We start from the raw sequence: 24025 nt of genomic DNA on the forward strand, positions 1-24025 counted from the left end.
GCATTTCCAAACGCGCCTTCGGATTCCATGACAACCGATATTTTACTCTTAAAGTCATACAGGCATTCTCAGGCAACAACTAAATCGGAGAAGAACCTAAAAGACAATAATTATTTACGGATAAGCTCTAAGAAATGGCGTGCCTTTCTTTTCTTTTACTTGCTTTTTCCGTCGGCCGGAAGATGGCGTGTTACTTTAGGGAAGGGGGATCGGGCCAGAGGATCGGGCCACGTTTTTGCAGAAGAGGATCTCGCGCTTTCCCTGCGGGAGATTGTCAATATAGCCGCTGAACTGAAAACCCAGCGCCTCGTGCATCTTTATCGATTGCTCGTTGTCGGCTTCGGTCGAGCTGAAGAGCTTTCCGTTTCGGGAATGCCCGGCTACTTGATTGATCAGTTTTCGCGCGATGCCACGGCGCCTGAAATCGGGGTGCACAATTATGAGGGAGATATAGAGGCAATCAATGAAATTGGTCTGGAACGTTATAAGCCCGACAACGCGCGCTTCCTCGATCGAAAGATATGCTCTGCGGTGACGGATTCTCTGTTCCAGGAACTGTTTCCGGGAGTGGAGCCCGCTGACAATTGCATCAAGCTCCCGGCACTGCTGGAGGTCGTCTTGTTCCGCCAGCCGAATAATCATCCTGGTCTCCCACCCGTGGCAGGGTAGTGCTGAGCGTGCGGCCCTTCACGTCTTCAGCGATGGCAGTGTAAGCTTGTGCTGTGAAAGGTAGGCGAATGTCTGCGGGAGCTTGTCGGGCGTCATCTCGAGGGTCATGATCGCGTTTATCCGGTGTTTCTGCAACAGAGCGTAAACAAGCTCATAGTTCATGTTGCCCTCGCCGAACGCGAGGTGCAGGTCGTTTCGGGCGTCGTTATCATTGATGTGAATCTTGACGGTTCTCGTGCCGAGAACGCGGAGCCACTCCTCAAGCGGGACGGTCGAATAGACGTTCACGTGCCCGATATCGAGGCAGACCTGCATATAGGGGGAATCAACCGAATCGACGACATCCCGGAGCAGGTGCGGCGCGTTCAGGAACATGTTTTCGATGGCGATGACGATGCCGAGTCTTTTTGCCTGATTAACGACCGGCCTCCAGGTTTTCATGCTGGTCTTCAGCCATAATTCGCGGTAATCCTTCGGAATGAGAGGGTTGAGGCCGAGGTGAAACACCACGATCGACGCCTTGAGGAGCGCGCTGATGTTGAGGCAGCGCATGAAGTTGAATTTCGTGTAATCGCGGATGATCCTGTCCAGGCTGCCCGGGTTCAGGTCGAAAAGCGGCCCGTGGACGCTCACGCCGATCCCCTCCGCCGACAGCCGTTCGCCCATCGCTTTGACTTCCGCATAAGGATAATTGCGGACCCAGCCGGTATCGTACATCATGATCTCGACGTTGAGGCGGTTCTTTTTGAGGAACTCGATATTGCTTGGGAGCGCGTCGAATGGGATCGTTACGGCGTATCGAGACGTGTCCACCGCTGGCGCTTCACCATCTCTGTTCGGGCCTGAACGCGTCTTTAATGATCTCGATTTCGGGCTTTGCTTTTCCATCTTTCCTCAATACGGCCACCACATCAAAACGGCACGGGGCATCTTCAATCCGATTCTTTTGCAGGTACCACAGTGCGGTTTTGCACATCCGTTCTCTCTTGCGCGCGTCAACGGTTTCCTGGGGAAGCCCGTAATCGATCGAGCTTCGGGTTCTCACTTCGACGAAAACCAGACAATCCTTTTGGCGGGCGACCACGTCGATCTCGCCGATGGGAGTGCGGAAATTGCGTTCAACTATTTTATAATGCGCTTTTTTCAGAGCGCGCACCGCAAAGTCTTCGCCCTCGGCTCCGCGTTTCAGATGAACCGCCGCCGGCTCCGCTTCACTTTTTTTCCAGCGAAAAAATTCGAATTTCACCGAACAATCTCGATTGCCTCGCCGTCACTTCCTTCAAGCGGATGAGTTCGAGCAAGGCGAGAAACGTGGTGATCAGAACGATTTTTGAACGCGGGCGATTCTGAAAGATCTCTTCGAGCAGCAGATTTTCCTTTTCATGCAGGATTGCCCGAAGGTCAGCCATCATATCCTCTATTGAGACTTCCTCGAGCGTGATCTCTCGAAACGGTTCGTCGGTCGCATATTCGAGCACCCGCTGAAATGCCTGCAACAGGTCGAAGAGGGATACCTCCAACAGCGCCTCGCCGTTTTCCACATCGGCATCTTCTTTGAAATCCCGCTGGAAATACCGGCTTTCATTCTCCCCTCGTTCATTGAGGTGACCGGCCAATTCTTTATATCTCTTGTATTCAAGAATCTGCTCGATCAATTCAAATCGGGGGTCTTCCTCCGGATCTTCCTCGTCCGGCTGCGTCGGCAGCAGCATCCGCGACTTGATCTCCATCAGCGTGGCGGCCATCACCAGGAACTCGCTCGCGACATCCAGGTCGAGTTCCTTCATCATATTCATGTATTCGATGTACTGATCCGCGATGAGAGCGATGGGAATATCGTAGATATCGACTTCATTGACTTTAATGAGGTGAAGCAGCAGATCGAGAGGACCCTCGAATTTGCTCAACTTGAGTTTGTAGCTCATATCCGCATCGCCTTCCGGACTTCCGCCATTGTGGCCCGCGCCGCCTTTCGCGCCTTCTCCGCGCCCTCGGCGAGGATCGCCTTGACCCGCTCGGGTTCCGCCGCAATCCGTTGGCGCGACGTTCGAAACGGGCGGAGCGAATCGTTCACGAACCTGGCGAGCGCCTGTTTATCTTCGACGCAGCCGATCTGCGCCGTCCTGCATTCCCGATCCACGCGCTTCACCCATTCCTCAGTTCCGAAAATCTTTTGGAGATCAAAGACGGGACAGATGTCGGGATTGCCGGGATCGCTCTTTCTCTTGCGGGCCGGGTCGGTGAGCATCTTCATCACCTTCTCGGTTGTTTCCTCTTCGGAATCGGAAAGGAGAATCGCGTTTCCGTAACGCTTGCTCATCTTTCGCCCATCAATGCCGCGAACGTACGGCGTCTCCGTCAGCAGCGCCTGCGGTTCGGGAAAGACTTCCGAATACAGATGATGAAAGCGCCGAACCAGCTCGCGCGCGAATTCCAGGTGGGGGACCTGATCCTGCCCGACGGGAACCGCGTGCGCCCGATAAACCAGAATATCCGCAGCCTGCAGCAGCGGATACCCGAGGAATCCATGAGTCGCGATATCGCGTCCCTCATATTCCTCCAGGGCCTCTTTATATGTGGGAACGCGCTCGAGCCATCCGAGCGGCGTAATCATGGAAAACAGCAGGTACAGTTCGGCGTGTTCCCTGACGTGCGACTGGACGAAAATGACGCTCTTATTCGGGTCGAGTCCGGCGGCAAGCCAGTCGTAAACCATCTCGAGGATATTCGATTGCACGTCCTGCGTGTTTTCATATTCCGTCGTAAGCGCGTGCCAATCGGCAACCATATAATGCGTCTCGTGGCCTTCGTCCTGAAGCTTTTTCCAGTTGCTCAAGGCGCCGAGAAGATGCCCGATGTGCAGTTTTCCGCTCGGGCGCATGCCGCTCAATATCCTCATCTTTTGCATCATTGTCTCCGGACTATCCGACCTCGTTATAATGCCTCTCCCTGAATTCGACGCCAAGCTCCCGCGCAAGCGCGCGACACGCTTCGAGCTCATCGGGATCGATATCGAGCGCCGTCACGGAGACGCGAGGAATATATTTCTTGCCTTCGCGTATGAAATCCAGGATTGAAAGGAAGGTTTTCGGGCCGAACTTCGGCCTGCAAAGCTCATAATACTTTTCCGCGTTGGAGCTGTTCAGACTGATCGAAATCGAATCGACCAGCCCCTCCAGCTCGGGAACAATGTTGCGCTTATAAAAAAGGTTTGCCTGCCCGTTGGTGTTGATCCGGACGGCGCAGCCCTTCTGTTTGAGGCTCATTGCCACCTGCTTTACCGCGTCCAACCGCAGGAGCGGCTCGCCTAATCCGCAGAACACGATTTCCTTGTAGGACCTGAGCGGATGTGTGTTGAGGGCGCCGACGATTTCCTCCGCCGACGGGTCGCGCTTGAGCAGCAGATTATGTCCCTTGACAAACGGGCTTTTGAAGCGCGTGCAGAACGCGCATTCGTTGGTGCAGGCGCCGGTGACATTGATGTAGAGAGAATCGCGTATCGGATAAACGATCACCTGTCCGTTCTCATTAAGCGGCAGTCCGAACAGGTTCTTCGCGTTGAGCGACGTGATCCGGTCGATATCGTCGACGCTGAGACCTTTCAGCCGCGCCAGCTCCTCGGCCACGTAACGGACGAAAGCGGGCTCATTTCGTTTGCCGCGCCGGGGCTGGGGCGCGAGATATGGCGCATCGGTTTCAAGCACCAATCGCTCCGTTGGCACCCGCTTGATGACCGCACGCAAATCCTCGGCATTCGGATATGTCAGCGTCCCGCCGACGGCGATATAAAAGCCCCATTCGAGTGCGCGCTCTGCAAGCCGATCGTCCCCCGAGAAGCAGTGGAGGACTCCGCCGGCCAGTTTATCGGCATATCGAGAGATGACTTCGGCGGCTTCCTCGTGGGCGTCCCGATCGTGGATGACCACCGGCAGATGCAGTTCCTCGGCGAGGGCCAGGTGCGCCTCGAACGCGGCAAACTGGCTGTCGCGCGGCGAGAGGTTCCGATAAAAATCCAGACCGGTCTCGCCGATCGCCACCACTTTCGGGTGTCGCGCCAGCTTCCTGAGTTCTTCAACGGCGGCGGAATCAACGGTTGCCGCATCGTGAGGGTGAACGCCGACGGCAGTCAAAAGGCGCGAGTTCTGTTCGGCCAGCGCGACGGCCCGCTTGCTCGATTCCAGGTCGAACCCGATCACCAGCGAATACTCTATCGCTGCGTCTTCCATATTCTTCAGGACTGCCGCCCAGTCATCGGTAAAGTCCGGCATTTGCAGATGTGAATGTGTGTCAATCACTCTCTTTCACCTTCGGAAACAGGGGCTTGCCCGGCCGTATTCGGGATGCGGGGTCGAGGCGCCCCCACTGATCGAGGTGCTCGAAATTAAGCTCATCGAATCGGTCGAGCCCGAGTTGCTCATACATCTGCGCCGCCGCCTGCGGCATGAACGGCGCAAGAAGTGTGGTGATGATCCGGAGCGACTCGGCCAGCGTGTAGAGCACCGTATCCAGCCGCGCCTTCTTATCGGGTGATTTCGCCAGTTCCCATGGCGCGTTTTCCTCCACAAATTTATTGCACCGGCGCACGAACGCCCAGATCTCCTCGAGGGCCAGACTGAACTGGAGCTGATCCATCTGCGGCTTCATGCGGGAGAATAAGGAACTCGCCATTTGGCGCAACTGCGCGTCCTCCTCGCCGGGATCGGGCTGCGGGATCAAGCCGTCGTTGTACCGTTTGATCATTGCGAGCGTCCGGCTCAAGAGGTTGCCGAGATCATTGGCCAGTTCGTTATTGATCCGGGTGATCATGGCCGCACGCGAAAAATCGCTGTCCTTGCCGAACGTGCCCTCGCGCAGGAGGAAGTAGCGTACCGCATCGAGTCCGTACGAATCGGCCAGCTTGATGGGGTCGATCACGTTTCCGAGCGATTTTGACATCTTCTGGCCTTCAACCGTCCACCAGCCGTGTCCGAACACGCGGGTGGGCAACGGAAGCTCTGCGGCCATCAACATGGCTGGCCAGATCACGGTGTGAAACCACAAAATCTCTTTTCCGATCAGGTGCAGATCCGCCGGCCAGTATGTGCGGAACTTTGTTTGATCGGTTCCGAACCCGACCGCGGTTATGTAATTGATCAGGGCGTCTACCCATACATAAATAACGCATTTTTCGTCGCCGGGAACCGGAATGCCCCAACTGACGGTGGTCCGACTGATGCTCAGATCCATCAATCCCTGCTGGATTCGGCTAACGATCTCATTGCGGCGGGTCTCAGGCTCAATAAAAGTCGGATTTTGTCGGATGTGTTCGAGAATCTTTTCGCCGAAGGCGGAAAGCTTGAAGAAATAGCTTTTCTCTTTTACTCTCTCGACCTTTCGGCCGCATTCCGGACAATTGCCATTCACCAGTTGTTTTTCAGTCCAGAAGGCCTCGTCCGGTACGCAATACCACCCCTCGTAATCACCCAGGTAGATGTGGCCGTGGTCCTGAAGCGTTTTGAAAAAAGCCTGCACGCCTGCTTCGTGGTAATCGTCAGTTGTCCGGATCAGGTGATCATAGCTTATGTTCAGCGTTTTCCAAGCCTTCTTGAATCCCTCAACGACAATATCGGCCCATTCTTTCGGCGTCTTTCCTCGCTCCTCCGCCGATCGCTGTATCTTGATGCCGTGTTCATCCGTAGCGGTCACGAAAAAGACGTTGTAGCCCTCCATCCGCTTGAAGCGGGCAAGCACGTCGGCCGCGATCGTGGTATAGGCGTGACCGATGTGAGGTATGTCATTCACATAGTATGCCGGTGTGGTCAGGTAGAATTTCCCTTTCGACATGCGGACTCTTATGCTCCTTGTTCTCCGGATTGCGTCTCGATGTCTCCGGCTTCGTCCACAACGTCCGCGGAATCCTCCTCGGGCGTTTCCTTTGCCGGTCCCCCCGCCTGCGCATAACAGGCATACTCGTACTGGATGCAGCACATCAGTCTTCCGCATTGTCCCGAGATTTTTGTCGGATTGAGCGCAAGGCTCTGTTTCTTCGCCATCTTGATCGAGACGGGCGAAAATTCCTGCAGGAATGAGACACAGCACAATGGGCGGCCGCAGCATCCTATTCCGCCGACCATGCGGGCTTCATCGCGAACTCCTATTTGCCGCAATTCGATGCGGGTGCGGAACTGGTGGGCAAGGTCTTTCACCAGCTCCCGAAAATCGACGCGCGTCTCCGACCGGAAGTAGAAGAGGATTTTGCTCTTGTCGAAAGCGACCTCAACGCCAACAAGCTTCATGCTCAATTCGCGTTCTTCTATCCTGTTTTCGCAGATTTTGAAAGCTTCTTCTTCGAGGCGCAGCAACTCCTCATAGTTCTTCTTGTCCTCGCTCGACGCCTTTCGAATCGCCTTCATCATCCCGCACAGGCACTTCGGCTCGAAGTCGATCGGTCGCGGCTCGACAATCACCTCTCCCAGTCTCAACCCCATATTGGTCTTGACAACGCACCAATCGCCTGGCTTCAGACTCAATCCTTCCGATTGAAAAGAAAAAAGGCGGTTTTCACTCTTGAATTTTATCTTTCCTATACAAATCATTTACAACACCCTCTTGCGAAGCAGCGCATCGGAGGCGTGCGCTTTTATTGGGAGGCGATTTTCTCGCCGGTCCGCATCCATGGCATGACTCTATTTCGCAGGGAGCGGAGATAGCACCTTGCCCGCTACGCGTGGCGCAACCCGAACAGGAGATCCAGAAAGACCCTGTCTTCCGCAACATAATGTGAACAGTAGGCGGAGGCCTGGTCAATGGACTCCACGTTCTGGAGCAGAACCGCCGAACTCATGCGTTCAGCCAGGCCGCGGAGCAGTTTCACCTTGTTTCGGTTAAAGATGAATTTGTCGATGCCTGTCTCCCTTAATATCAGTATATCCCGATACAACGTAAGCAGCAATCCGAGACAGTCATTCAAAAACTCCCGGTAATGCCTGTCAACAAAAGCTTTTCTGAGATCGGCCAAGGCCGATTTCGCCGAAGCTCCCGCCTCTTCCGGCGACGGCGCGATATCCTTCTCGGCCTGTTCCTGCAGTTTCAGTCGTTCATCGTTAAACAGCGCGAGCAGCCGATCATAAGCCTGCAAGCGCTCGGAACATCCGCCGAGCGAACTGATGATCCCGGTAATTGCCTCGAGCCGTTCCGGATCGGTGAACTGAAGCGCGCGCGTAACCTGTCCTTCAGCAAGCTCGGCGGCAACCGAAGCGCGTCCGGCCTCAACATGGAAATCGCGGACCAAAATTTTCTTGATGGTTTCGGCGGTAAGCCTGCCGAATTTCACCGGCTGACAACGTGAGGCGACTGTCGGCAGCATATTTTCCGGCCGATCAGTAATCAGTATGAAAACAGTGGAGGGAGGCGGTTCCTCGAAAGTTTTCAGCATCTTATTCGCTGAAGCGAGTCCGAGACGATCGGCCTCGGAAAAGATGAATACCTTGGTTCTTCCTTTTATCGGGCGCATATACGCGAAAGGAAGAAGACCCTCTATCTGGTTGACTGTGATGGTGGCCGACCTCTTCGTCGGCAGGATAATCTGGACGTCGGGATGCCTTCCTTCGCCAATCAGCCGGCACGAGGGACAGGCTCCGCACGGCCGCTCATCCAGCGCGCCCTCGCAATTCAAGGCGGCCGCGAATACTCGCGCCGTCAGTTTGCGCCCCACGCCTGAAGGGCCCAGGAACAGATAGGCATGAGCCACCCTCTGTTTGCTGAGCGCCGACCGCAGGGTTTTTACCGCAGTCGGCTGGTCCGCGATAGATGAGAAATTCATTGCACCTTCACGAGAAACGGTTCTATAAGTGACACGATGATTTTGTGCACGTGTTCGATTGAGCCGGATACAGGAATAATTTTCACACGGTCGGGTTCCGGCCGGGCGAGCTCGAGATAACCTTCGCGCACCCGCCGGTGAAATTCTTTGTCTTCCTGCTCGAGCCGGTCGCCGCCGCGGCTGCCGGTAAATTCGCGCTTTGCAGACACTGCGCGGCGAATGCCGACCTCGATGTCAAGATCGAGCAGGAATGTGACGTCGGGCTTCAGCCCGGAGGTCGCGTGCTCGTTCAATTTTCGTATGATCTTGCCGTCGATCCCTCGGCCGTGCCCCTGATATGCAAGGGTCGCGTCAAAGAACCGGTCGCAGATCACCCATTTTCCGCTCTGAAGCGCGGGTACAATGACTTCCTTGACAAGTTGCGCGCGCGCCGCGAGAAAAAGCAGTAATTCGGCCATCGGCGCCAGACCCGCAGACAGCGGCGACAGCAGTATCTGCCGGACTTGTTCACCGACTTCCGTCCCGCCGGGCTCGCGGGTCTCAACAAGACCGATGCCCTGCCTGCGCAAGTAGTCGGCGAGCAAAGCGGCCTGCGTCGTTTTGCCGCTCCCCTCAACGCCTTCTATGGTGATAAATTTCGCGCCCATCCGATCGTTCACGAATCAAAAGAATCCCGGACTATTTTTACCGACCGAAAAAATTCAAACAATTTCTCGTAAGAGCCCTCGCTAAGATATAAATCGAACTCTTCCATGTCCTCGCGAAGGGTTGCCATCGCCTCTCTTATCTCCTCGATATTCTCCAGGCAGATTTCGGTCCACATCTCGGGATCGCTTGCGGCGATGCGCGTGGTGTCAAGAAAGCCTTTTCCAACGAGCCGGTTGTCCTCAGGGGACAGCGTCCTCAGCCCTGCGACCAGAAGGGAGGCCGCAATATGGGGAAGATGGCTGGTGCGGGCCACAATCCTGTCGTGGGCTTCCGGCGCAACCTCAACAACTTTCGCGCCCAGCCGCGCCCACAACTCCTGAATGGTCTCATTCACCTGCGGATTCGTGGCCAACGTCGGCGTCACGAATACGGCCGCCCCCTCAAAAAGATCGGCCGAGGCGTGAGCCGCTCCTTTCCGATCGGACCCGGCGAGCGGATGGCTGCCGACGTACCGCATCGAAGCCCGCGGAAGTTCCTCAACGGCGCGCACGATATTGAGCTTCGTACTGCCTACGTCGGTGACATACGCATTCTCTTCAAGTGAGCTGTCCATTTCCGCAATAACTCCGGCCACAGATCCGACCGGCGTGCATACAACTACCAGATCGGCTCCGTTAACCGCTTCGGGAATATCCGGGGCGGCTTCATCGATCGCACCCGCTTTCGCGGCGTTTGCAAGCGACTGGTGGCTGCGTCCCAGGCCGGTGATAGAGCCGCAGAGCCCTCTCTTTTTCAGCGCCAGCCCGATAGAGCCCCCAATCAGGCCCACGCCGATAATAGCGACTTTTTCAAAGAAAGGATTCATCTCGTGTTTTGTCTTGAAGACAAGGAGGCTTTCCTTGCGGTTATCAGGGCCTCCGGCAAACTGAATGCGCCCTCATACAAAGCTTTCCCAATGATCATGCCGACGATCTTGCCCGGCGCGAGACGCGCGACGGCGGCGACATCATCCAGGCGCGCAATCCCGCCGGAAGCTATCAGCGAGACAGAACAGTGGTCGGCCATGTGCTTAAGGGCCTGAAGATTCGGGCCGGTCAGCATTCCGTCGCGGGCGATATCGGTGTAAATGATATGTCCTGCGCCTGCTCGCTCAACTTGTTCGGCAAACATGACGGCATCCATGGTCGTGACATCTTGCCACCCTCTTATGGCGACTCTCCCATCACGAGCATCGATACCGACGGCGATTCTGTCACCGAACTTGCTGCAGGCTTCGCGCAGAAAATCGGGCGACTGGAGCGCCGCCGTACCAAGGACGACTCGATTCGCGCCAATGGCAAGAACAGCGGAGACCGCATCGATGGTGCGATTGCCTCCTCCGAATTGGATAGGGATATCGACGGAGGCGCGAATGGTCTTTAATGAGGGCAGGTTGCGCGGCTCGCTCGACAGTGCGCCATCGAGATCGACAACGTGAAGCCACTGAGCTCCCTGGGCTGCCCATTGGCGGGCGACCGTCGCGGGATCATCGAAATAAACTTTTTCCCGTTCCGGCTTGCCCTGTTCAAGGCGGACACAGCGGCCGCCTTTGAGGTCAATCGCCGGATACAGAACCATTTTTATCCAGATGCGCCTTCGCGATTTCCACCAATTGACTGAATACCTGCCGGTCGTTCACCGCCAGTTCGGCCAGCATCTTGCGGTCAACATCGACCGAAGCCTTGCTCAACCCGTCAATAAGGCGATTGTAGGACAGCCCGTTCAACCGCGCAGCCGCGTTGATCCTGGTGATCCATAGCTTGCGAAAATCCCGCTTTCGGGCTTTCCGGTCGCGGTACGCGAAGCGCAGACTCCGAATGACGGCCTCATTGGCGGTGCGGAACATGCGGCTTTTCCCGCCATAGTACCCCGACGCCGACTTCAGGACTTTACGGCGCCGATTGCGCGACGCCGGATTGTTGCGTGCTCTTGGCATTGTTTATTCACTCCTTCAGGATATGATTCTGAAAAATCGTCAGACGGAGATCATGCGCTCGATCCTCTTCTGGTCGGATTTGGAAACGATCGCTGATTTCCTCAGCTTCCGCTTGCGCGAGCTCGTCTTCTTTGTCAGCAGGTGCCCTTTGTAAGCCCGGCTTCGCTTGAATTTTCCGGTAGCGGTCTTCTTGAACCGTTTTGCCGCCGACCGGTTGCTCTTCATCTTCGGCATGTTGGAATTCCTCTCAATCCAGACAAAAAAACTCCCTGCTCTCTTGTCGGTTAAATGATTTTTTGAACACCTAATTCTTGGGCGCCAGGACGATCGTCATGTTTCGGCCCTCGAGCCGTGGCGGCTGTTCAACGCTTGCGATATCCTGTGTCTCCTGAATCAGCCGCTCGAGAACCTTCTTGCCCAGTTCGGTATGAACCATTTCCCGGCCGCGAAACATCACCGTCACTTTCGTCTTGTTTCCTTCCGCCAGGAATTTCTGTATATGCTTCAATTTGAACTGGTAGTCATGCTCCTCAGTCTTTGGCCTGAACTTCATTTCCTTGACATTGATAACATGCTGATGCTTCTTTGCCTCTTTCGCCCGCTTGCTCTGCTCATACTTGTACTTGCCATAGTCCATGATCCTGCAAACGGGCGGAGTGGCCTTGGGCGCCACTTCGACCAGATCGAGCCCCAGCTCGCGAGCCTGCCTCAGGCCCTCATCCGCTGTGACTACGCCGACTTGTTCTCCGTCGGCTCCAATCAACCGGATTGATCTGGCGCGGACTCTTTCATTGACTCTTGGCTCCGTTGGCTTTATTGCGTACCACCTCCCAAAAACCTGAAAACAAAAAAAGATGGCAAAAGCCATCTTTCCCGCGCGTTATGCGCGAGTCTCATAACCTTGAGCGGCACCCGGCGCTTCAAGGTGAGAAGCTGCGGCTTCTGCTTTCTGCCTGTGGATTTCTCTCACGTTCCTATTTTTTCTCTTAAACTGAATACTAGCACATGCTTGCATTTCTTGTCAAGCGTATCCGGCCCAGAGGGTTTCGACAGTATCCACAAGATTTAGGTGAGAAATGAGGTTTTTGACAAAAGGATAACAACATTTTGTATTGTGAGCCCCTGATTTTCTTGACAAGCCCGCAAATTGGATGGTATACTTCAACAACAAGAGGCAGAACAGGTTTCGGCTTTTCCGTCACGTCAATCGTTCTTGGTCGCGCTGGGTGATGCAATCACTATGAGTCCTGAAGCTGTCATCGACATCGGCCGCGATGCTCTGCTCGTTACCCTTCTCATCGCGGCGCCGCCGCTTCTGGCCGGTCTGGCCGTCGGGTTAGTCATCAGCATATTCCAGGCGGTTACGCAGATCCAGGAGTTCACGCTGACCTTCATTCCAAAAATCCTGGCTGTCTTTATCGCCACCATTATCTTTCTGCCCTGGATGCTGCGAGTGTTCCTGGGTTTTACAACCAATTTGTTCATCCAGATTCCGATGTTCGGCAAATAAGGAGGGGGCCGGAGCCTGTCACATTCGCCTTGATGCCCCCCAACACGCGGAACCGCAAAATAGCGTCGGTATAGTTCCTCAAAGCTTCCTGCGCCTTCGGGGCGGGAACAACGAAGAGATGTATGGAAAACCCGTTCATCTTTACGCTGTCGCAGTTTGAGGGTTTCTTGCTGATCTTCATGCGTGTGGGCGCCATGCTGTTCGCCTCTCCCGTTTTCGGTGGAACAGCAGTGCCAACACAGGTGAGGATTTTCCTGTCGTTGATCCTGGCGCTGGTGTTGCTTCCGATTGTTGCAATACCTTATGATCTGCTGCCGCTGGATGTAGTCCCGCTGGGATGGCTGGCGATAAACGAGGTGCTGGTGGGCCTGGTCCTCGGCGTTTCGCTGACGTTTCTGTTCGCCGCGATCCAGTACGCGGGTCAGATCGTTGATTTTCAGATGGGCTTTAGCATTGTCAGTCTGATCGATCCGATGCAGGACGTGCAGATTCCGATCATGGGCTTGTTCCATTTTCTGATTGCGACGCTGATCTTTCTGGCAATGGATGCCCACCATTGGGTGATACGCGCGCTGACCGACAGCTTTAGCGTAATCCCCCTTTCGACCGCGGGATTCTCCGGATTGGTTCTCGGAGGGATTGTGAAGGCTTTTGGCGACCTGTTCGTCATCGCCATGAGAATAGCCGCACCGACTATAGCGGTTTTGATGCTGTACAATGCGGCACTCGGCATTATCGCCAAGACGGTTCCGCAGATCAATCTGTTGATCGTTGGATTCCCCGTTCGCATCGCGCTCGGGATGATCGTCGTTGCGCTGTCGCTGTCGTTCTTTCAGCCGTACTTGAGCCGGGCCTTCGACCTGATGGTGACAAACGTCTATTCGATCATGCGTCAGTTTTAAGGTGGTGAGATTGTGCCCGAACAATATGCCGGTGAGAAGACCGAGCCGGCGACCCCGCGCAGGCGGGAAGAGGTAAGAAAGAAAGGGCAGGTCGCCAAGAGCATTGATTTGAATTCGGCGCTCGTGCTTTTCGCGTCCATACTTTCGCTGTATTTCCTTGCACCGCGCCTCATGAAACTGCTGACCGACTTCACGAGGGCATACCTGGAAGACGCCGCTGCACTCGAGGTCGATGTGCACTCGATGCAGGCGCTGATGCTGCGGGCGGGACTGCAGGTGACCGATTTCTTCCTTCCGTTCATGGTGGTTGTTTTCGCGGTCGCGGTCCTGACAAATGTGGTGCAAGTCGGCTTCAAAATGAGCGGATATCCTCTGATTCCGCGCATCGAAAAGCTGAGCCCGGCGGCCGGGTTTCGGCGGATGTTTTCAGGGCGCGCGCTGGTGGAACTCCTGAAGGCTGTCTTTAAAATCGTCATCGTAGGGGTGATTGCCTTCGTCACGATCAGGGGCCACTTTGAGCGGTTGGTGGCGCTGGCCAATGTGGATGTGTGGGGAGCATGGGCCTTTTTCGGCAAGCTTACGTTTACGCTCGGGTTAAGGATTGCGATTGCGTTCATGGTGCTCGGATTGTTAGATTACGCTTTTCAGCGCTACCAGTTCGAGCAGGATATCAAGATGACGAAGGAAGAGGTGCGCCAGGAAATAAAGGATTTTGAGGGCGATCCTCAGATACGGGCCCGCATCAGGCGCGTGCGGAGGCAGATGGCGATGAACCGGATGATGGCCGAGGTGCCGCGGGCGCACGTGGTCATTACCAACCCGACGACGCTGGCGATCGCGCTCCGGTACGAGATGGAGAAGATGCGCGCGCCGGTTGTCGTCGCCAAAGGCGCACGGCTTATGGCCGATCGGATCCGAGAAAAAGCGATTGCCAGCAATGTGCCGGTTGTGGAGAACGCCCCACTGGCGCAGACGCTGTTCAAGAGTGTTGAAATCGGCGCGCCGATACCGGAGACACTGTACCAGGCAGTGGCCGAAGTGCTGGCATATGTATATCAGATAGACCGACGCAGCCGCGAGCAGTGGATGGGTGCGAGGCAGGCGGCGGCGCGGTAGGCGCTCTCTTCGATTGATTCCTTTTTGCGCCGCCGGGAAAAGGGGCTGAAACTATTCGGAAACACGGTATTCAGATGGGCGTGGGCGCCTGTCGGGTGAATGACAGATGCAGACCGTGATGAGCAGCAGGTTCTTGCGGATGATCCGCAACCAGGATGTGGTTGTGGCTCTCATCATCATTGGCATTCTCTTCATCATGCTGGTGAAGATTCCGGCGTGGACGCTCGATCTGCTTCTTACATTCAACATCTCGATCTCGGTGCTGATGATCCTCGTGACGATGTACGTCCGGGAACCGCTGCAGTTCTCGGTCTTCCCGTCGCTGTTGCTGGTGACGACGCTGTTCCGGCTGGCACTGAACGTCGCCTCGACTCGTTTGATCCTGATCGATGCGTATGCGGGAAGGGTCATCGAGGCCTTCGGCTCATTTGTTGTCGGGGGAAATTACCTTGTGGGGCTGGTTATTTTCCTCATCCTGGTGGTTATCCAGTTCGTCGTGATCACGCGCGGCGCGGGCCGCATTTCGGAGGTTGCGGCGCGCTTTACTCTTGATGCGATGCCGGGTAAGCAGATGAGTATAGACGCCGACCTGAACTCGGGGCTGATCACCGAGGACGAGGCGCGCGCGCGAAGGCGCACCATTGAGGACGAGGCGGATTTTTACGGCGCGATGGACGGCGCCACCAAGTTCATCCGGGGCGACGTCGTTGCCGGTTTGATCATCACGACGATCAATATCGTGTTTGGCTTGATCATCGGGGTGATGCAACGGGGATTCTCCCTCAATGAAGCTGCAAGAATTTATACCATGCTCACGATCGGCGACGGGTTGGTCGCTCAGGTGCCGGCGCTTTTTATCTCTACTTCGGCCGGCATCATCATAACGAGGACAGTCTCCGAGACCAACCTCGGCAGCGATATCACGCGGCAAATGTTCACTTTTCCGCGAGCGGTTGGTATTGCGGCCGTATTATTGGTCATCTTTGCCGTTGTACCCGGTATGCCCACCTTCCCGTTCCTGTTCACGGCTGCCGCCGCCGGTATTACATGGTATCAACTGAACCGGACACAAGTACAGAAACGACTGAAAGAGGAGCGTGAGATAAGGGCGCGGGAGGAGAAGGCGGCCCCGCGTGCTCCTGAAAATGTGGAGGGGCTCCTGAAGATTGATCCGATGGAGATCGAAATCGGGTATGGGCTCATTCCACTCGCCGACCCGAAGCAGGGAGGCGATCTGCTCACCAGGATCTCTGATATCCGCCGCCGGACGGCGCTCAAAATCGGCATTGTGCTGCCGCCCATCCGGATCCGCGACAACATGATGCTCAAGCCCAACGAGTACGCCATTAGAATCAGGGGAAACGAGATCACTCGCGGAACCCTGTTCACCGACCATCTCTTGATCATGAACCCGGGTAACATCATGGAGAAGATACCCGGAATCGAAACAAAAGAACCGGCGTTCGGATTGGATGCCATCTGGATTACCGAGTCGCAACGGCCGCGGGCGGAGCAATTGGGCTATACGATTGTTGATCCGCCGTCGGTCCTGGCTACCCATCTCACCGAGATCATCAACGCGCGGGCGCATGAGCTGCTGGGGAGGCAGGATGTAAGCAACCTCATCGAGAACGCCAAGAAAAACAGCCCGGTCGTGGTCGAGGAGCTCGTTCCGAACCAGCTCACTATGGGTGAAATTCAGAAGGTCCTGCAGAACCTGCTGAAGGAGCGGGTGCCTATCCGCAACCTGGAGTTGATCCTGGAAACTCTCGCCGATTATGCCCGCCGGACGAGAGATCCGGTGGTGCTGACTGAATACGTCCGCCAGGCGATCGCCCGCAATATCTGTCAGGAGCACATGGACGACAACGGGCGCATTTATGCAATGACGCTGGACCCGCGCCTTGAGCAGAAGATCACCGAGTCGCTGAAAGAATCCGACGGCATCACCTATCCGGCGCTCGACCCTGTCACGGCGCAGAAGATCATTTCGGCCACGGCGGCCGAATCCAAGAAAATGGCGAATGAAGGGCGGCAACCGATCATTGTGACCTCTCCGAAAGTGCGACCGTATTTCAAGCGCCTGGTTCAAAGCTCGCTTCCGGGGCTCGTCGTGCTCAGCTTTGCCGAGATCGTGCAGGAAATCAGGCTTCAGGCCGAAAGGATGGTGAAGATCGAAAGTGGAGCTTAAGCGGTATCGCGCACATTCGATGCAGGCGGCCCTGGCGCAGGTCAAACAGGAGCTCGGGGCGGAAGCCGTCATCCTGAACACAAAGACGTTTTATCAGGGCGGCCTTTTCGGGCTCGGGAAAAAAGAAGTAGTCGAGATCGTGGCTTCGCGCGATGTAAATATCGCTGATACAGCGCCGGAGTTCTCGCGCCGGAGGGAAGTTTGCGCCCGCTACAGTTCTGCGCGACCGGCGTCGAGCGCAGCGCCGGCGGTCCGGACGAGTGCGGCCGATGGTTGCCCCGAAGAGATACTGAAGGAACTCTTCTCGCTCAAGTCCCAGGTCGAATCCCTTACCAAAGAATGCGTGCGCGACCCGGAGTATCCGCAGCTATTGAACGATCTCTACCACCGGCTGATTGCTGCCGGCGCCTCCCGCGAACTGGCAAAAAAGATCATGGGGGCGGTACATACGGATTTGAATGGAGCCGACCTCCAAAACGAGGCCACGGTGAAGAAAAAGGTCGGCCATGAAATTGGAAAGCTGGTCAAACTCTGCGGGCCGATCATGTGCCCGAGCGGCGGAAGAAAGAAAGTGGTAATGACCGGTCCCACCGGCGTAGGGAAGACGACTACGATCGCGAAGCTCGCCGCCCACTATTCCATAAAGGAGAGGCGGCGCGTCGGCCTTATTACCGCCGATACCTACCGGATCGCGGCTGTCGAGCAATTGAAGGTATACGCCGATATCATCGGAGTGAGCCTGGACGTCGTTCTTACCCCCAAAGAGTTGCGCGATGCGGTCCGGCGGCAGGCCGACAAGGAATTGATTTTTATCGATACCGCCGGCCGCAGTCAGCAAAATCAGACCCGGCTCGTCGAGTTGAAGAATTTTCTGGACGCCGCGGAGCCGGACGAAAACCACCTTCTTGTAAGCGCCACAACCCATCGCGAAGAAATCGATAACATCATCGAGAAGTTCGGTGTTGCGGACGTATCCACCTTTATCATCTCGAAGGCGGACGAATGCAGTAAGCCGGGCTCAATCATTGACGCGCTCGCAGCTCATGGGAAGCCCGTTTCCTATCTGACCACCGGGCAGGACGTCCCCGACGATATCGAAGTCGCAACCGAGGCGAGCCTGGTTTCGTTGCTCTTCAGGAATGGTGATACATGATCGACCAGGCCCAGAAATTGCGCGAGCTCGCAGCCGCATATCGGGCGCATCCGCGCGTCATCACCGTCACCAGCGGCAAGGGAGGGGTGGGTAAATCCAATGTCGTCATCAACCTGGCTATCTCGCTGTCGCGCCTGGGCAAGCGGGTTCTCATCATTGACGCCGATCTCGGGCTTGCCAATGTGGATGTGTTGCTTGGATTAAAGAACCGGTTCAACTTGCAGCACGTTCTCGACGGTCACATGAAATTAAAGGACATATTGGTGTTCGGGCCGGCCGGGATCAAAGTTATACCGGGCAGCTCCGGCATCCCGCACGTCGCCAATTTGAACACTCGCAAAAGGCATGAATTCATCATGTCCTTCAGGGAAGTCGAAGGCGAGGCCGATATCATCCTTATCGATACCTCCGCCGGACTGACAAGAAATGTGATCGCTCTTGCCGTTCTCGCCGACGAGATCCTGCTGGTGACGACACCGGAGCCGTCGGCGATCACCGACGCTTATGCGATGATAAAGGTGCTCCAGAGCGAGAAACCCGAAGCCAAAATCCAACTGGTGGTGAATATGGCGAGCACCGAGGCGCAGGCGCTGGAAGTGGCGCAAAGGGTGGCGCAAGTTTCCCGCCAATTCCTGAACTTCCAATTGGTCATTCTTGGCGGAGTGCCGAACGATCCCTGCGTTCCGAAAGCTGTCATGCGGCGGCAGCCCTGGGCCGAGCTGTTTCCGCGGGCGGCGGCAACCCGCGCGATTAAACAGATAGCCGCTAAAATGTTAAATGGAGAACAGAAAGGGTCAGCGGACAACGACGGCTTCATCCAGCGGCTGTCGGCATATTTCGGAGCGTGATCCGCAACCGCCAGGCAGCATGATCGTGTCGGCGTGGATCGCTTGAATCCCTGCAACTATATGGTATAATGCATCACCTGAAACTCGAGGCAAAGAAGCATGGCTGATATTCTGAGTCAGGAAGAAGTTGACGCCCTTCTGGCGGCTGTCTCCGAAGCCGAGCCGCTGCAGGCGGAGCGGCCGGAACCGCCCGCGAAGCGTTATCACGTGGCGCGGTACGACTTCAAGCGTCCCGAGCGGGTCTCAAAGGAGCAGTTTCGGGGATTCCAAACGCTTTCGGAACTGTTTGCGCGCGAATTGAGCACCGCGCTCGGCGGATCTCTCAGAGTGATCGCGCGCGCAGTGGTCGCCTCGGTCGATCAGATCACCTATGAGGAGTACATTCTGTCCGTTTCGAATCCTACCTCCTACAACATAATTCAGCTTCCCCCGCTCGAAGGAAACCTGATCCTGGAATTCAATCCGTCGCTCATCTTCCCAATCATCGACCGCCTGCTCGGCGGGCGCGGAATGGCCATCTCGAAGGCGCGCGAGCTGACGGAAATCGAGCAGAAACTGGTGGCCAAAATCATCGACCTGGTGCTGGGCACCCTGGTTCGCGCCTGGAGACATCTTGCCGGGTTCTCGTGGAAACTGATCGCGCAGGAGAACGATCCGCAAATCGTGCAAATCGTGACGGGAAGCGAAATCGTGCTCGTGCTCAGGTTCGAGCTGAGCGTCGGCGAAATCACCGGCGCCATGAGCCTGTGCATGCCGGTGCTCGCGATCGAGCCCATGCTGGAGAAGGTCGGCGCCGAATATACATTCTACGGAGCCAAGCCGGACCAAAAGGGAGCTCAAACGGCCGCCGCGGTCAAGGACATAGTATTTCGGGCGAGCACCAGTGTGGAGGCATATCTTTCAGGCTCATCTATTTATGTTCATGATCTCCTGAATCTGCAGGTGGGCGATATCATTCGGCTCGACAACAGCACGGCGGACGAAAGCTGCATAACCATCTGTGTCGGCGGAAAACAAAAGTTCAAAGCGAAGCAAGGACGCATTGGAAGCCGGCAGGCTTTCCAGATTGTCACCAGAATTCAATAGACTGCGGAGGTACGTCATGGCAGAAGAGGTGGAGCGGCATCCCGAACCAGGGGAAGAACATTCTCTTGAAACCCCGCGTCGCGCTTTCGCCAGGGCGCTGACGGACATTCTCGATTCCGCCACGGCCGGTTACCCGGAATCGGAAGACAAAAAGATGAGCTGCGTCATTGCGCTTGTCGGGCAGGTTTCACGTCCGGAACTCGCCAAGCTGATCGAGGAGATGCCGGTGGTAGCCGATGTAGATCTTTCTGCCGAATTCGGGAACCGGAGCGTCTTTCTGTTCGATATTTCCACGGCCACCCGCGTGGCCAATTTCATAACCTCCGGTCGGGTGGAAAAGGATGTCACCGCCCGAGGACAGCATATCTCGTCCCTCCATCAATTCGTCCGGCCGATAGTCGATGCGTTTACGGGCGCGTGCAAAGCGGCAACGGGAAGAGCTTTCGGCTCCCTGCAAAGCATAACCGTCTGTGACCGGAACGAGCGCGAGCGCCTGCTCGAGGACCTGCCCGGGCCGTTCGTGCGAGCGACCGCTCTCATCACAGCCGGAGGCGAGCCTGCCGGCAAAATGGCTGTTGTGCTGCCGCTGAATGTAATTGAGATCCTCGCGGAACCCGGAGCCGTTTCGGCACAGACCGTCGTTAGCCCGTTTGAGCGAATGGAACTTGAACGGATGGATGACTCGGAAAATCGTTTGGCGTCTTACGGTGCAGCGGAGCCTCCCATGGAAAACATCGACCTCATTCTGGACATACAACTGAAGCTCAATGCTCGATTGGGACACGTCGAGATGCCCATTGGGGAGATCATGAAGCTCGCTCCCGGTTCTGTCATCGATATCGACCGGCTCGTGGATGAGCCGATCGAGTTGGTGATAAACGACCGGCCGATCGCTCGGGGCGAAATCGTGGTGGTCCAGGAAAATTTCGGGATCAAGATCACCGAGATCATCAGCCAGAAAGACAGGATTCGCAGCTTGGTATAACCGGCGGAGACGGGAGCTTGTATTTACGGAGATCTCGGTGAAACAGGTTTCACTCGACAAGAAAGACCTGGACATCCTCTGGAAAGAGTTCAAGGCGCAAGGCAGCACCGAGGCCAGAGATGCGCTTATCATCAATTATTTGGGCCTGGTCAAATACATCGCCGGCCGAATGGCTCTCGCATCGCCTTCATACGTAGAGGAAGACGACCTGATCGGATGGGGCGTTCTCGGGCTGATGGACGCGACGGAAAAATTCAATCTCGATCAGAAAACCAGCTTCGAAACCTATGCTTCGGTCAGAATACGCGGAAGCATCCTCGATCAGATCCGCTCGCTGGACTGGGCGCCGCGATCGCTGCGGAGGAAGGCGCGCCAGTTGAAGGAAGCTCACAGCGGCTTGAAGGATGAACTGGGACGCGAGCCCTCCGATACGGAACTGGCCGCGCGGCTGGACATGACGGATGACATGCTCTTTCACTTGAAATCCGACGTCTATGGGGCATATATGATTTCGCTGGACAATGCCGTCTCCACTGACGAGGAGGAAAACGAGCTTACGCTGGCAGAGGTTACCGGCGGCACATCTCCGTCGCCGGAAGACTCGGCGGCAAGAAACGAGGCCGAGCAGCGGCTGGCCGAGGTGATTCAGCGGCTGCCCGAACAGGAGCGGCAGGTGATCACCCTCTACTACTTTGACGAATTGACACTGAAGGAGATTGGCGAGCTTCTGCACGTTTCTGAATCGCGTGTCTGCCAGATTCACCGTGCGGTCATTAAAAAGTTGCAGCGTCATCTGCAGATAGGATTACGAGATGCTTACTCTTGAAATCTTCCTTATCATATCGGGAATCGGACTTATTTCTTTATCTTTCTGGATCGGCAAACCGGACCAGAACGGAGAAGGAAAAAATCTTGTTCCATCCAACGCCTCAATCAATCACGCTCTCAAACTGCAAGGCTCGCTGAACGAGTTGCTGCATGAACTGCAGGGGCTCAGTCAGGAAGTAACCAATGACCTCGAGGAAAAGCTCGGACAGCTAAAGGAATTGCTGCAGTTAGCCGATATCAAGTGTAAAGAGCTCTCCTCGCCCGGCGCCGGCAACGGAGACGCGGAGGACGATTTCGACATGCAGGCCGAGCAGGAAGAGGAGTATGATGCGTCGCCCTCGGAACAACTTATAATGAACGAAGATGAAGATGAAGACGAGCCGCTCCTGCCTCCCGGCAGATATCAGGAAATATACACGTTGGCGGATGAAGGCCGCTCATTGGACGAAATCGCTCGGCATGTCCGAATGGGCAAAGGAGAAATCCAGCTCATCCTGAGCCTGCGCAAGAAAACGAATTAATGTCTCTTCCGCCTCTAAACCTCCAGTTAACCGCCTCATTTCCTGCGTCCCCCCTTGAAAATCTGCGGCATGGCGATTTGCTGGCGGGCAAGGTGGTCCGTATCGAGCCCGACGGTTCCCGCCTCATCAGCTTCTCCGGCCTCACGGCTATTGCGCGTGCGGCCGACCTGCTCAGTCCGGGCCGGCAGGTGTTCGCCTGCGTCCAAAAGAATCTTTCACAAATCAACATTGTGCTCCTGCCGGCGCTCAAACCGAATGAAATGGTGACCGGTAAAGTCCTTTCTTCTGATTCTGCCGGACTACTGATTGCATTGGATGGAATCGAGCTTCACGCCCAATCTCGCCCGCAACTCCTGAGCCCGGAGCCCGGTACGCTTGTGCAGGGTCAAGTGCATATGCACGGAGGTAAGCCTGTCTTTTTTGTTTCCACCGAACAATCCGGCGCTCAGCCGTCCGCCGCGGAGAAACTTGAGAAGCCTGCCCCCGCATTCGCTGAGATATCCCGTCTCTACAGCGAAGCCATGATAGTTCAAAAAGATGTGTCAGCCCTTATGTCGATGCTTCAGAATCTGCACAATGTCATCCCGGCCGAATTGCCTTGGCTCGACTCCCTTTTGAAAATCCTGTCAAATATGCTCTTGAAGCCGGAAGAGAAAGCCTTTGCGGAGAAACTGGCTTTTGCGGCCGAAAATTCCGGCCTTTCTCTTGAAGCCCGGCTGCTAAGAGAGTCAGGCGGGCATCAGGATGAGCAGCCGGTCCGCAATGATCTGAAGCTGGCCCTGTTACAGGCATTGCAGGAACTTTCCCGCATACGCGCAGACGGGTCCCGGCAAAATAATTTTCAGCCCCAATTGATCGAGAACCTGACGCGCTTATTTGAGACTGTGCGCGCACAACAACTCCTGAACATTCATCTGTTTCCTTCCGGTCAGTTCTATATCCAATTGCCGATGTCTGAATCGAGCGGCCTTCAGCAAGTTCAAATCCTGATCACGCAGCAACAGAAAAAAAACACAAAGATAGACGCCCGGAATATAACCGTGACAATAGCAGTCTCGGCTTCCTCATTGGGCAACATCAAAGCCAGTATCTCCATCTTCGACGGACAAATGACTTGCCAGTTCAAAACTTCTCATGAATGGGTGGGACGACTTATCGAAGAAAATGTGGAAAGTCTCAGACAGGCACTGAAAAATGTCGATTGTCATGTCGCTCATATCGGGGTCCTTGTAACAGCAGACCAGCAAAGTCTTTCCTTGGTCGATGACCTTCTGCTGAGCCGTACCGGCGGAATCAATATCTGCGTATGACTGACGAGACGAAAAAAGCTGCAAACGACCGAAAAAAGGCGGTGGCGCTCCGATACGATCCCGCCAAGGAGCAGGCGCCTCGTGTTATCGCTGCCGGAAAAGGTCATGTCGCCGAGCGAATCATAGAAGTGGCGCGAAGTTATGGCGTTTCAGTGCACGAGGATAAGGATCTCGTTGAGCTCTTGTCTCGAATCGAACTCTACGACCTGATTCCGATCGAGCTATATCAGGTAATTGCGGAAGTGCTCGCCTTCATATATCGCATGAATAGGAAAACTTTTCCGCTTTAAAGACCTTGACTTTCACGATTATTCGGCCCTCCGAAGTTCAAGTTCCTTATCCCGCATTCCCTCTAACTTCTCTCAAATACAAATACTCTCTCTGAGGCTGTCCCGTAATTGAGATTTGTCTTCTTCTGCCAGACCCTGGATTCCTGCTTTCGCAGAGATTTTATTGAAACAGTTTATTTTACATTTTCATCT

27 protein-coding genes are annotated in these 24025 nt (G+C 55.5%); 12 read left to right on the top strand and 15 right to left on the bottom strand.

Translation table 11 applies throughout. The features are described 5' to 3' along the window. Positions 1-195 precede the first annotated feature (195 nt). From C4520_08800 to C4520_08870, 15 genes are all read right to left on the bottom strand, one after another. Entirely contained in the window at positions 196-642 is a 447-nt protein-coding gene (locus tag C4520_08800) for a GNAT family N-acetyltransferase (GenBank protein RJP21985.1), read from the bottom strand. A gap of 45 nt (positions 643-687) precedes the next feature. Next, on the bottom strand, positions 688-1557 hold the full coding sequence (locus C4520_08805) for a sugar phosphate isomerase/epimerase (GenBank protein ID RJP21986.1): 870 nt from the start codon (positions 1555-1557) through the stop codon (positions 688-690). Continuing rightward, entirely contained in the window at positions 1493-1858 is a 366-nt protein-coding gene (locus C4520_08810; GenBank protein ID RJP22011.1) for a YraN family protein, read from the bottom strand. Before C4520_08810 ends, C4520_08805 begins: the two co-directional genes overlap by 65 nt. 22 nt (positions 1859-1880) lie before the next feature. Continuing rightward, entirely contained in the window at positions 1881-2594 is a 714-nt protein-coding gene (locus C4520_08815) for a segregation/condensation protein A (protein RJP21987.1), read from the bottom strand. Then, positions 2591-3577 (bottom strand): tryptophan--tRNA ligase, encoded by a 987-nt coding sequence (gene trpS, locus C4520_08820; GenBank protein RJP21988.1) that lies wholly within the window; start codon positions 3575-3577, stop codon positions 2591-2593. Before trpS ends, C4520_08815 begins: the two co-directional genes overlap by 4 nt. A 13-nt stretch (positions 3578-3590) precedes the next feature. After that, positions 3591-4937, bottom strand: coding sequence for a YchF/TatD family DNA exonuclease (locus C4520_08825; GenBank protein ID RJP21989.1), 1347 nt, complete (start codon positions 4935-4937; stop codon positions 3591-3593). A 19-nt stretch (positions 4938-4956) separates the two neighbouring features. Further along, positions 4957-6492, bottom strand: a complete 1536-nt coding sequence (gene metG, locus C4520_08830; GenBank protein ID RJP21990.1) for a methionine--tRNA ligase — start codon at positions 6490-6492, stop codon at positions 4957-4959. Positions 6493-6500: 8 nt separating this feature from the next. Beyond that, positions 6501-7244, bottom strand: coding sequence for a hypothetical protein (locus tag C4520_08835; GenBank protein ID RJP21991.1), 744 nt, complete (start codon positions 7242-7244; stop codon positions 6501-6503). A 125-nt stretch (positions 7245-7369) separates the two neighbouring features. Continuing rightward, positions 7370-8470: a DNA polymerase III subunit delta' gene (gene holB / locus C4520_08840; protein ID RJP21992.1), complete on the bottom strand. Its 1101-nt coding sequence runs from the start codon at positions 8468-8470 to the stop codon at positions 7370-7372. Beyond that, positions 8467-9117 carry a dTMP kinase gene (locus C4520_08845; protein ID RJP21993.1) on the bottom strand — a complete coding sequence of 217 codons (651 nt, stop codon included), beginning with the start codon at positions 9115-9117 and terminating at the stop codon, positions 8467-8469. Before C4520_08845 ends, holB begins: the two co-directional genes overlap by 4 nt. Positions 9118-9125: 8 nt before the next feature. After that, positions 9126-9983 (bottom strand): prephenate dehydrogenase/arogenate dehydrogenase family protein, encoded by an 858-nt coding sequence (locus C4520_08850; GenBank protein RJP21994.1) that lies wholly within the window; start codon positions 9981-9983, stop codon positions 9126-9128. Further along, a complete protein-coding gene (hisA, locus tag C4520_08855; GenBank protein ID RJP21995.1) occupies positions 9980-10735 on the bottom strand; it encodes a 1-(5-phosphoribosyl)-5-[(5-phosphoribosylamino)methylideneamino]imidazole-4-carboxamide isomerase in 756 nt (251 codons plus the stop codon). Before hisA ends, C4520_08850 begins: the two co-directional genes overlap by 4 nt. Further along, on the bottom strand, positions 10713-11093 hold the full coding sequence (locus tag C4520_08860) for a 50S ribosomal protein L20 (protein RJP21996.1): 381 nt from the start codon (positions 11091-11093) through the stop codon (positions 10713-10715). Before C4520_08860 ends, hisA begins: the two co-directional genes overlap by 23 nt. A 39-nt stretch (positions 11094-11132) precedes the next feature. Next, positions 11133-11327 carry a 50S ribosomal protein L35 gene (locus C4520_08865; GenBank protein RJP21997.1) on the bottom strand — a complete coding sequence of 65 codons (195 nt, stop codon included), beginning with the start codon at positions 11325-11327 and terminating at the stop codon, positions 11133-11135. A gap of 70 nt (positions 11328-11397) precedes the next feature. Further along, positions 11398-11961 carry a translation initiation factor IF-3 gene (locus C4520_08870; GenBank protein RJP21998.1) on the bottom strand — a complete coding sequence of 188 codons (564 nt, stop codon included), beginning with the start codon at positions 11959-11961 and terminating at the stop codon, positions 11398-11400. A 372-nt stretch (positions 11962-12333) separates the two neighbouring features. On the opposite strand from C4520_08870, the gene fliQ reads away from it, so the two are divergent. From fliQ to C4520_08930, 12 genes are all read left to right on the top strand, one after another. Beyond that, positions 12334-12603 carry a flagellar biosynthetic protein FliQ gene (gene fliQ, locus C4520_08875; GenBank protein RJP21999.1) on the top strand — a complete coding sequence of 90 codons (270 nt, stop codon included), beginning with the start codon at positions 12334-12336 and terminating at the stop codon, positions 12601-12603. 122 nt (positions 12604-12725) lie between these two features. Continuing rightward, positions 12726-13505 carry a flagellar type III secretion system protein FliR gene (gene fliR, locus C4520_08880; GenBank protein RJP22000.1) on the top strand — a complete coding sequence of 260 codons (780 nt, stop codon included), beginning with the start codon at positions 12726-12728 and terminating at the stop codon, positions 13503-13505. A gap of 9 nt (positions 13506-13514) precedes the next feature. Next, positions 13515-14621, top strand: a complete 1107-nt coding sequence (gene flhB, locus C4520_08885) for a flagellar biosynthesis protein FlhB (GenBank protein RJP22001.1) — start codon at positions 13515-13517, stop codon at positions 14619-14621. Positions 14622-14727: 106 nt separating this feature from the next. Next, a complete protein-coding gene (flhA, locus tag C4520_08890) occupies positions 14728-16812 on the top strand; it encodes a flagellar biosynthesis protein FlhA (protein ID RJP22002.1) in 2085 nt (694 codons plus the stop codon). Then, entirely contained in the window at positions 16802-17965 is a 1164-nt protein-coding gene (flhF, locus tag C4520_08895) for a flagellar biosynthesis protein FlhF (protein RJP22003.1), read from the top strand. The genes flhA and flhF overlap by 11 nt, the downstream gene beginning before the upstream one ends. Beyond that, positions 17962-18813, top strand: coding sequence for a MinD/ParA family protein (locus C4520_08900; GenBank protein RJP22004.1), 852 nt, complete (start codon positions 17962-17964; stop codon positions 18811-18813). Before flhF ends, C4520_08900 begins: the two co-directional genes overlap by 4 nt. Before the next feature lie 99 nt (positions 18814-18912). Beyond that, the gene (gene fliM, locus C4520_08905) at positions 18913-19899 is read left to right on the top strand and encodes a flagellar motor switch protein FliM (protein RJP22005.1); all 987 of its coding nucleotides are present in this window, start codon (positions 18913-18915) and stop codon (positions 19897-19899) included. A gap of 16 nt (positions 19900-19915) precedes the next feature. Continuing rightward, positions 19916-20884, top strand: coding sequence for a flagellar motor switch protein FliN (fliN, locus tag C4520_08910; protein RJP22006.1), 969 nt, complete (start codon positions 19916-19918; stop codon positions 20882-20884). After that, positions 20823-21710, top strand: a complete 888-nt coding sequence (locus C4520_08915; protein RJP22007.1) for a FliA/WhiG family RNA polymerase sigma factor — start codon at positions 20823-20825, stop codon at positions 21708-21710. Before fliN ends, C4520_08915 begins: the two co-directional genes overlap by 62 nt. After that, positions 21697-22233: a hypothetical protein gene (locus tag C4520_08920; GenBank protein RJP22008.1), complete on the top strand. Its 537-nt coding sequence runs from the start codon at positions 21697-21699 to the stop codon at positions 22231-22233. The genes C4520_08915 and C4520_08920 overlap by 14 nt, the downstream gene beginning before the upstream one ends. Further along, on the top strand, positions 22233-23543 hold the full coding sequence (locus tag C4520_08925) for a flagellar hook-length control protein FliK (GenBank protein ID RJP22009.1): 1311 nt from the start codon (positions 22233-22235) through the stop codon (positions 23541-23543). The genes C4520_08920 and C4520_08925 overlap by 1 nt, the downstream gene beginning before the upstream one ends. Next, the gene (locus C4520_08930; protein ID RJP22010.1) at positions 23540-23833 is read left to right on the top strand and encodes a hypothetical protein; all 294 of its coding nucleotides are present in this window, start codon (positions 23540-23542) and stop codon (positions 23831-23833) included. Before C4520_08925 ends, C4520_08930 begins: the two co-directional genes overlap by 4 nt. Positions 23834-24025: the final 192 nt, after the last annotated feature.

The organism is Candidatus Abyssobacteria bacterium SURF_5, from assembly GCA_003598085.1.
Taxonomy (GTDB): domain Bacteria; phylum Abyssobacteria; class SURF-5; order SURF-5; family SURF-5; genus SURF-5.

Bases quoted from the DNA above. Each gene is read 5' to 3' on its own strand.
- C4520_08800 (RJP21985.1), bottom strand. From the start codon at position 642: ATGATTATTCGGCTGGCGGAACAAGACGACCTCCAGCAGTGCCGGGAG.
- C4520_08805 (RJP21986.1), bottom strand. From the start codon at position 1,557: ATGGAAAAGCAAAGCCCGAAATCGAGATCATTAAAGACGCGTTCAGGC.
- C4520_08815 (RJP21987.1), bottom strand. From the start codon at position 2,594: ATGAGCTACAAACTCAAGTTGAGCAAATTCGAGGGTCCTCTCGATCTG.
- trpS (RJP21988.1), bottom strand. From the start codon at position 3,577: ATGCAAAAGATGAGGATATTGAGCGGCATGCGCCCGAGCGGAAAACTG.
- C4520_08825 (RJP21989.1), bottom strand. From the start codon at position 4,937: ATGCCGGACTTTACCGATGACTGGGCGGCAGTCCTGAAGAATATGGAA.
- metG (RJP21990.1), bottom strand. From the start codon at position 6,492: ATGTCGAAAGGGAAATTCTACCTGACCACACCGGCATACTATGTGAAT.
- C4520_08835 (RJP21991.1), bottom strand. From the start codon at position 7,244: ATGATTTGTATAGGAAAGATAAAATTCAAGAGTGAAAACCGCCTTTTT.
- holB (RJP21992.1), bottom strand. From the start codon at position 8,470: ATGAATTTCTCATCTATCGCGGACCAGCCGACTGCGGTAAAAACCCTG.
- C4520_08845 (RJP21993.1), bottom strand. From the start codon at position 9,117: ATGGGCGCGAAATTTATCACCATAGAAGGCGTTGAGGGGAGCGGCAAA.
- C4520_08850 (RJP21994.1), bottom strand. From the start codon at position 9,983: ATGAATCCTTTCTTTGAAAAAGTCGCTATTATCGGCGTGGGCCTGATT.
- hisA (RJP21995.1), bottom strand. From the start codon at position 10,735: ATGGTTCTGTATCCGGCGATTGACCTCAAAGGCGGCCGCTGTGTCCGC.
- C4520_08860 (RJP21996.1), bottom strand. From the start codon at position 11,093: ATGCCAAGAGCACGCAACAATCCGGCGTCGCGCAATCGGCGCCGTAAA.
- C4520_08865 (RJP21997.1), bottom strand. From the start codon at position 11,327: ATGCCGAAGATGAAGAGCAACCGGTCGGCGGCAAAACGGTTCAAGAAG.
- C4520_08870 (RJP21998.1), bottom strand. From the start codon at position 11,961: ATGGCTTTTGCCATCTTTTTTTGTTTTCAGGTTTTTGGGAGGTGGTAC.
- fliQ (RJP21999.1), top strand. From the start codon at position 12,334: ATGAGTCCTGAAGCTGTCATCGACATCGGCCGCGATGCTCTGCTCGTT.
- fliR (RJP22000.1), top strand. From the start codon at position 12,726: ATGGAAAACCCGTTCATCTTTACGCTGTCGCAGTTTGAGGGTTTCTTG.
- flhA (RJP22002.1), top strand. From the start codon at position 14,728: ATGCAGACCGTGATGAGCAGCAGGTTCTTGCGGATGATCCGCAACCAG.
- C4520_08900 (RJP22004.1), top strand. From the start codon at position 17,962: ATGATCGACCAGGCCCAGAAATTGCGCGAGCTCGCAGCCGCATATCGG.
- fliM (RJP22005.1), top strand. From the start codon at position 18,913: ATGGCTGATATTCTGAGTCAGGAAGAAGTTGACGCCCTTCTGGCGGCT.
- fliN (RJP22006.1), top strand. From the start codon at position 19,916: ATGGCAGAAGAGGTGGAGCGGCATCCCGAACCAGGGGAAGAACATTCT.
- C4520_08920 (RJP22008.1), top strand. From the start codon at position 21,697: ATGCTTACTCTTGAAATCTTCCTTATCATATCGGGAATCGGACTTATT.
- C4520_08925 (RJP22009.1), top strand. From the start codon at position 22,233: ATGTCTCTTCCGCCTCTAAACCTCCAGTTAACCGCCTCATTTCCTGCG.
- C4520_08930 (RJP22010.1), top strand. From the start codon at position 23,540: ATGACTGACGAGACGAAAAAAGCTGCAAACGACCGAAAAAAGGCGGTG.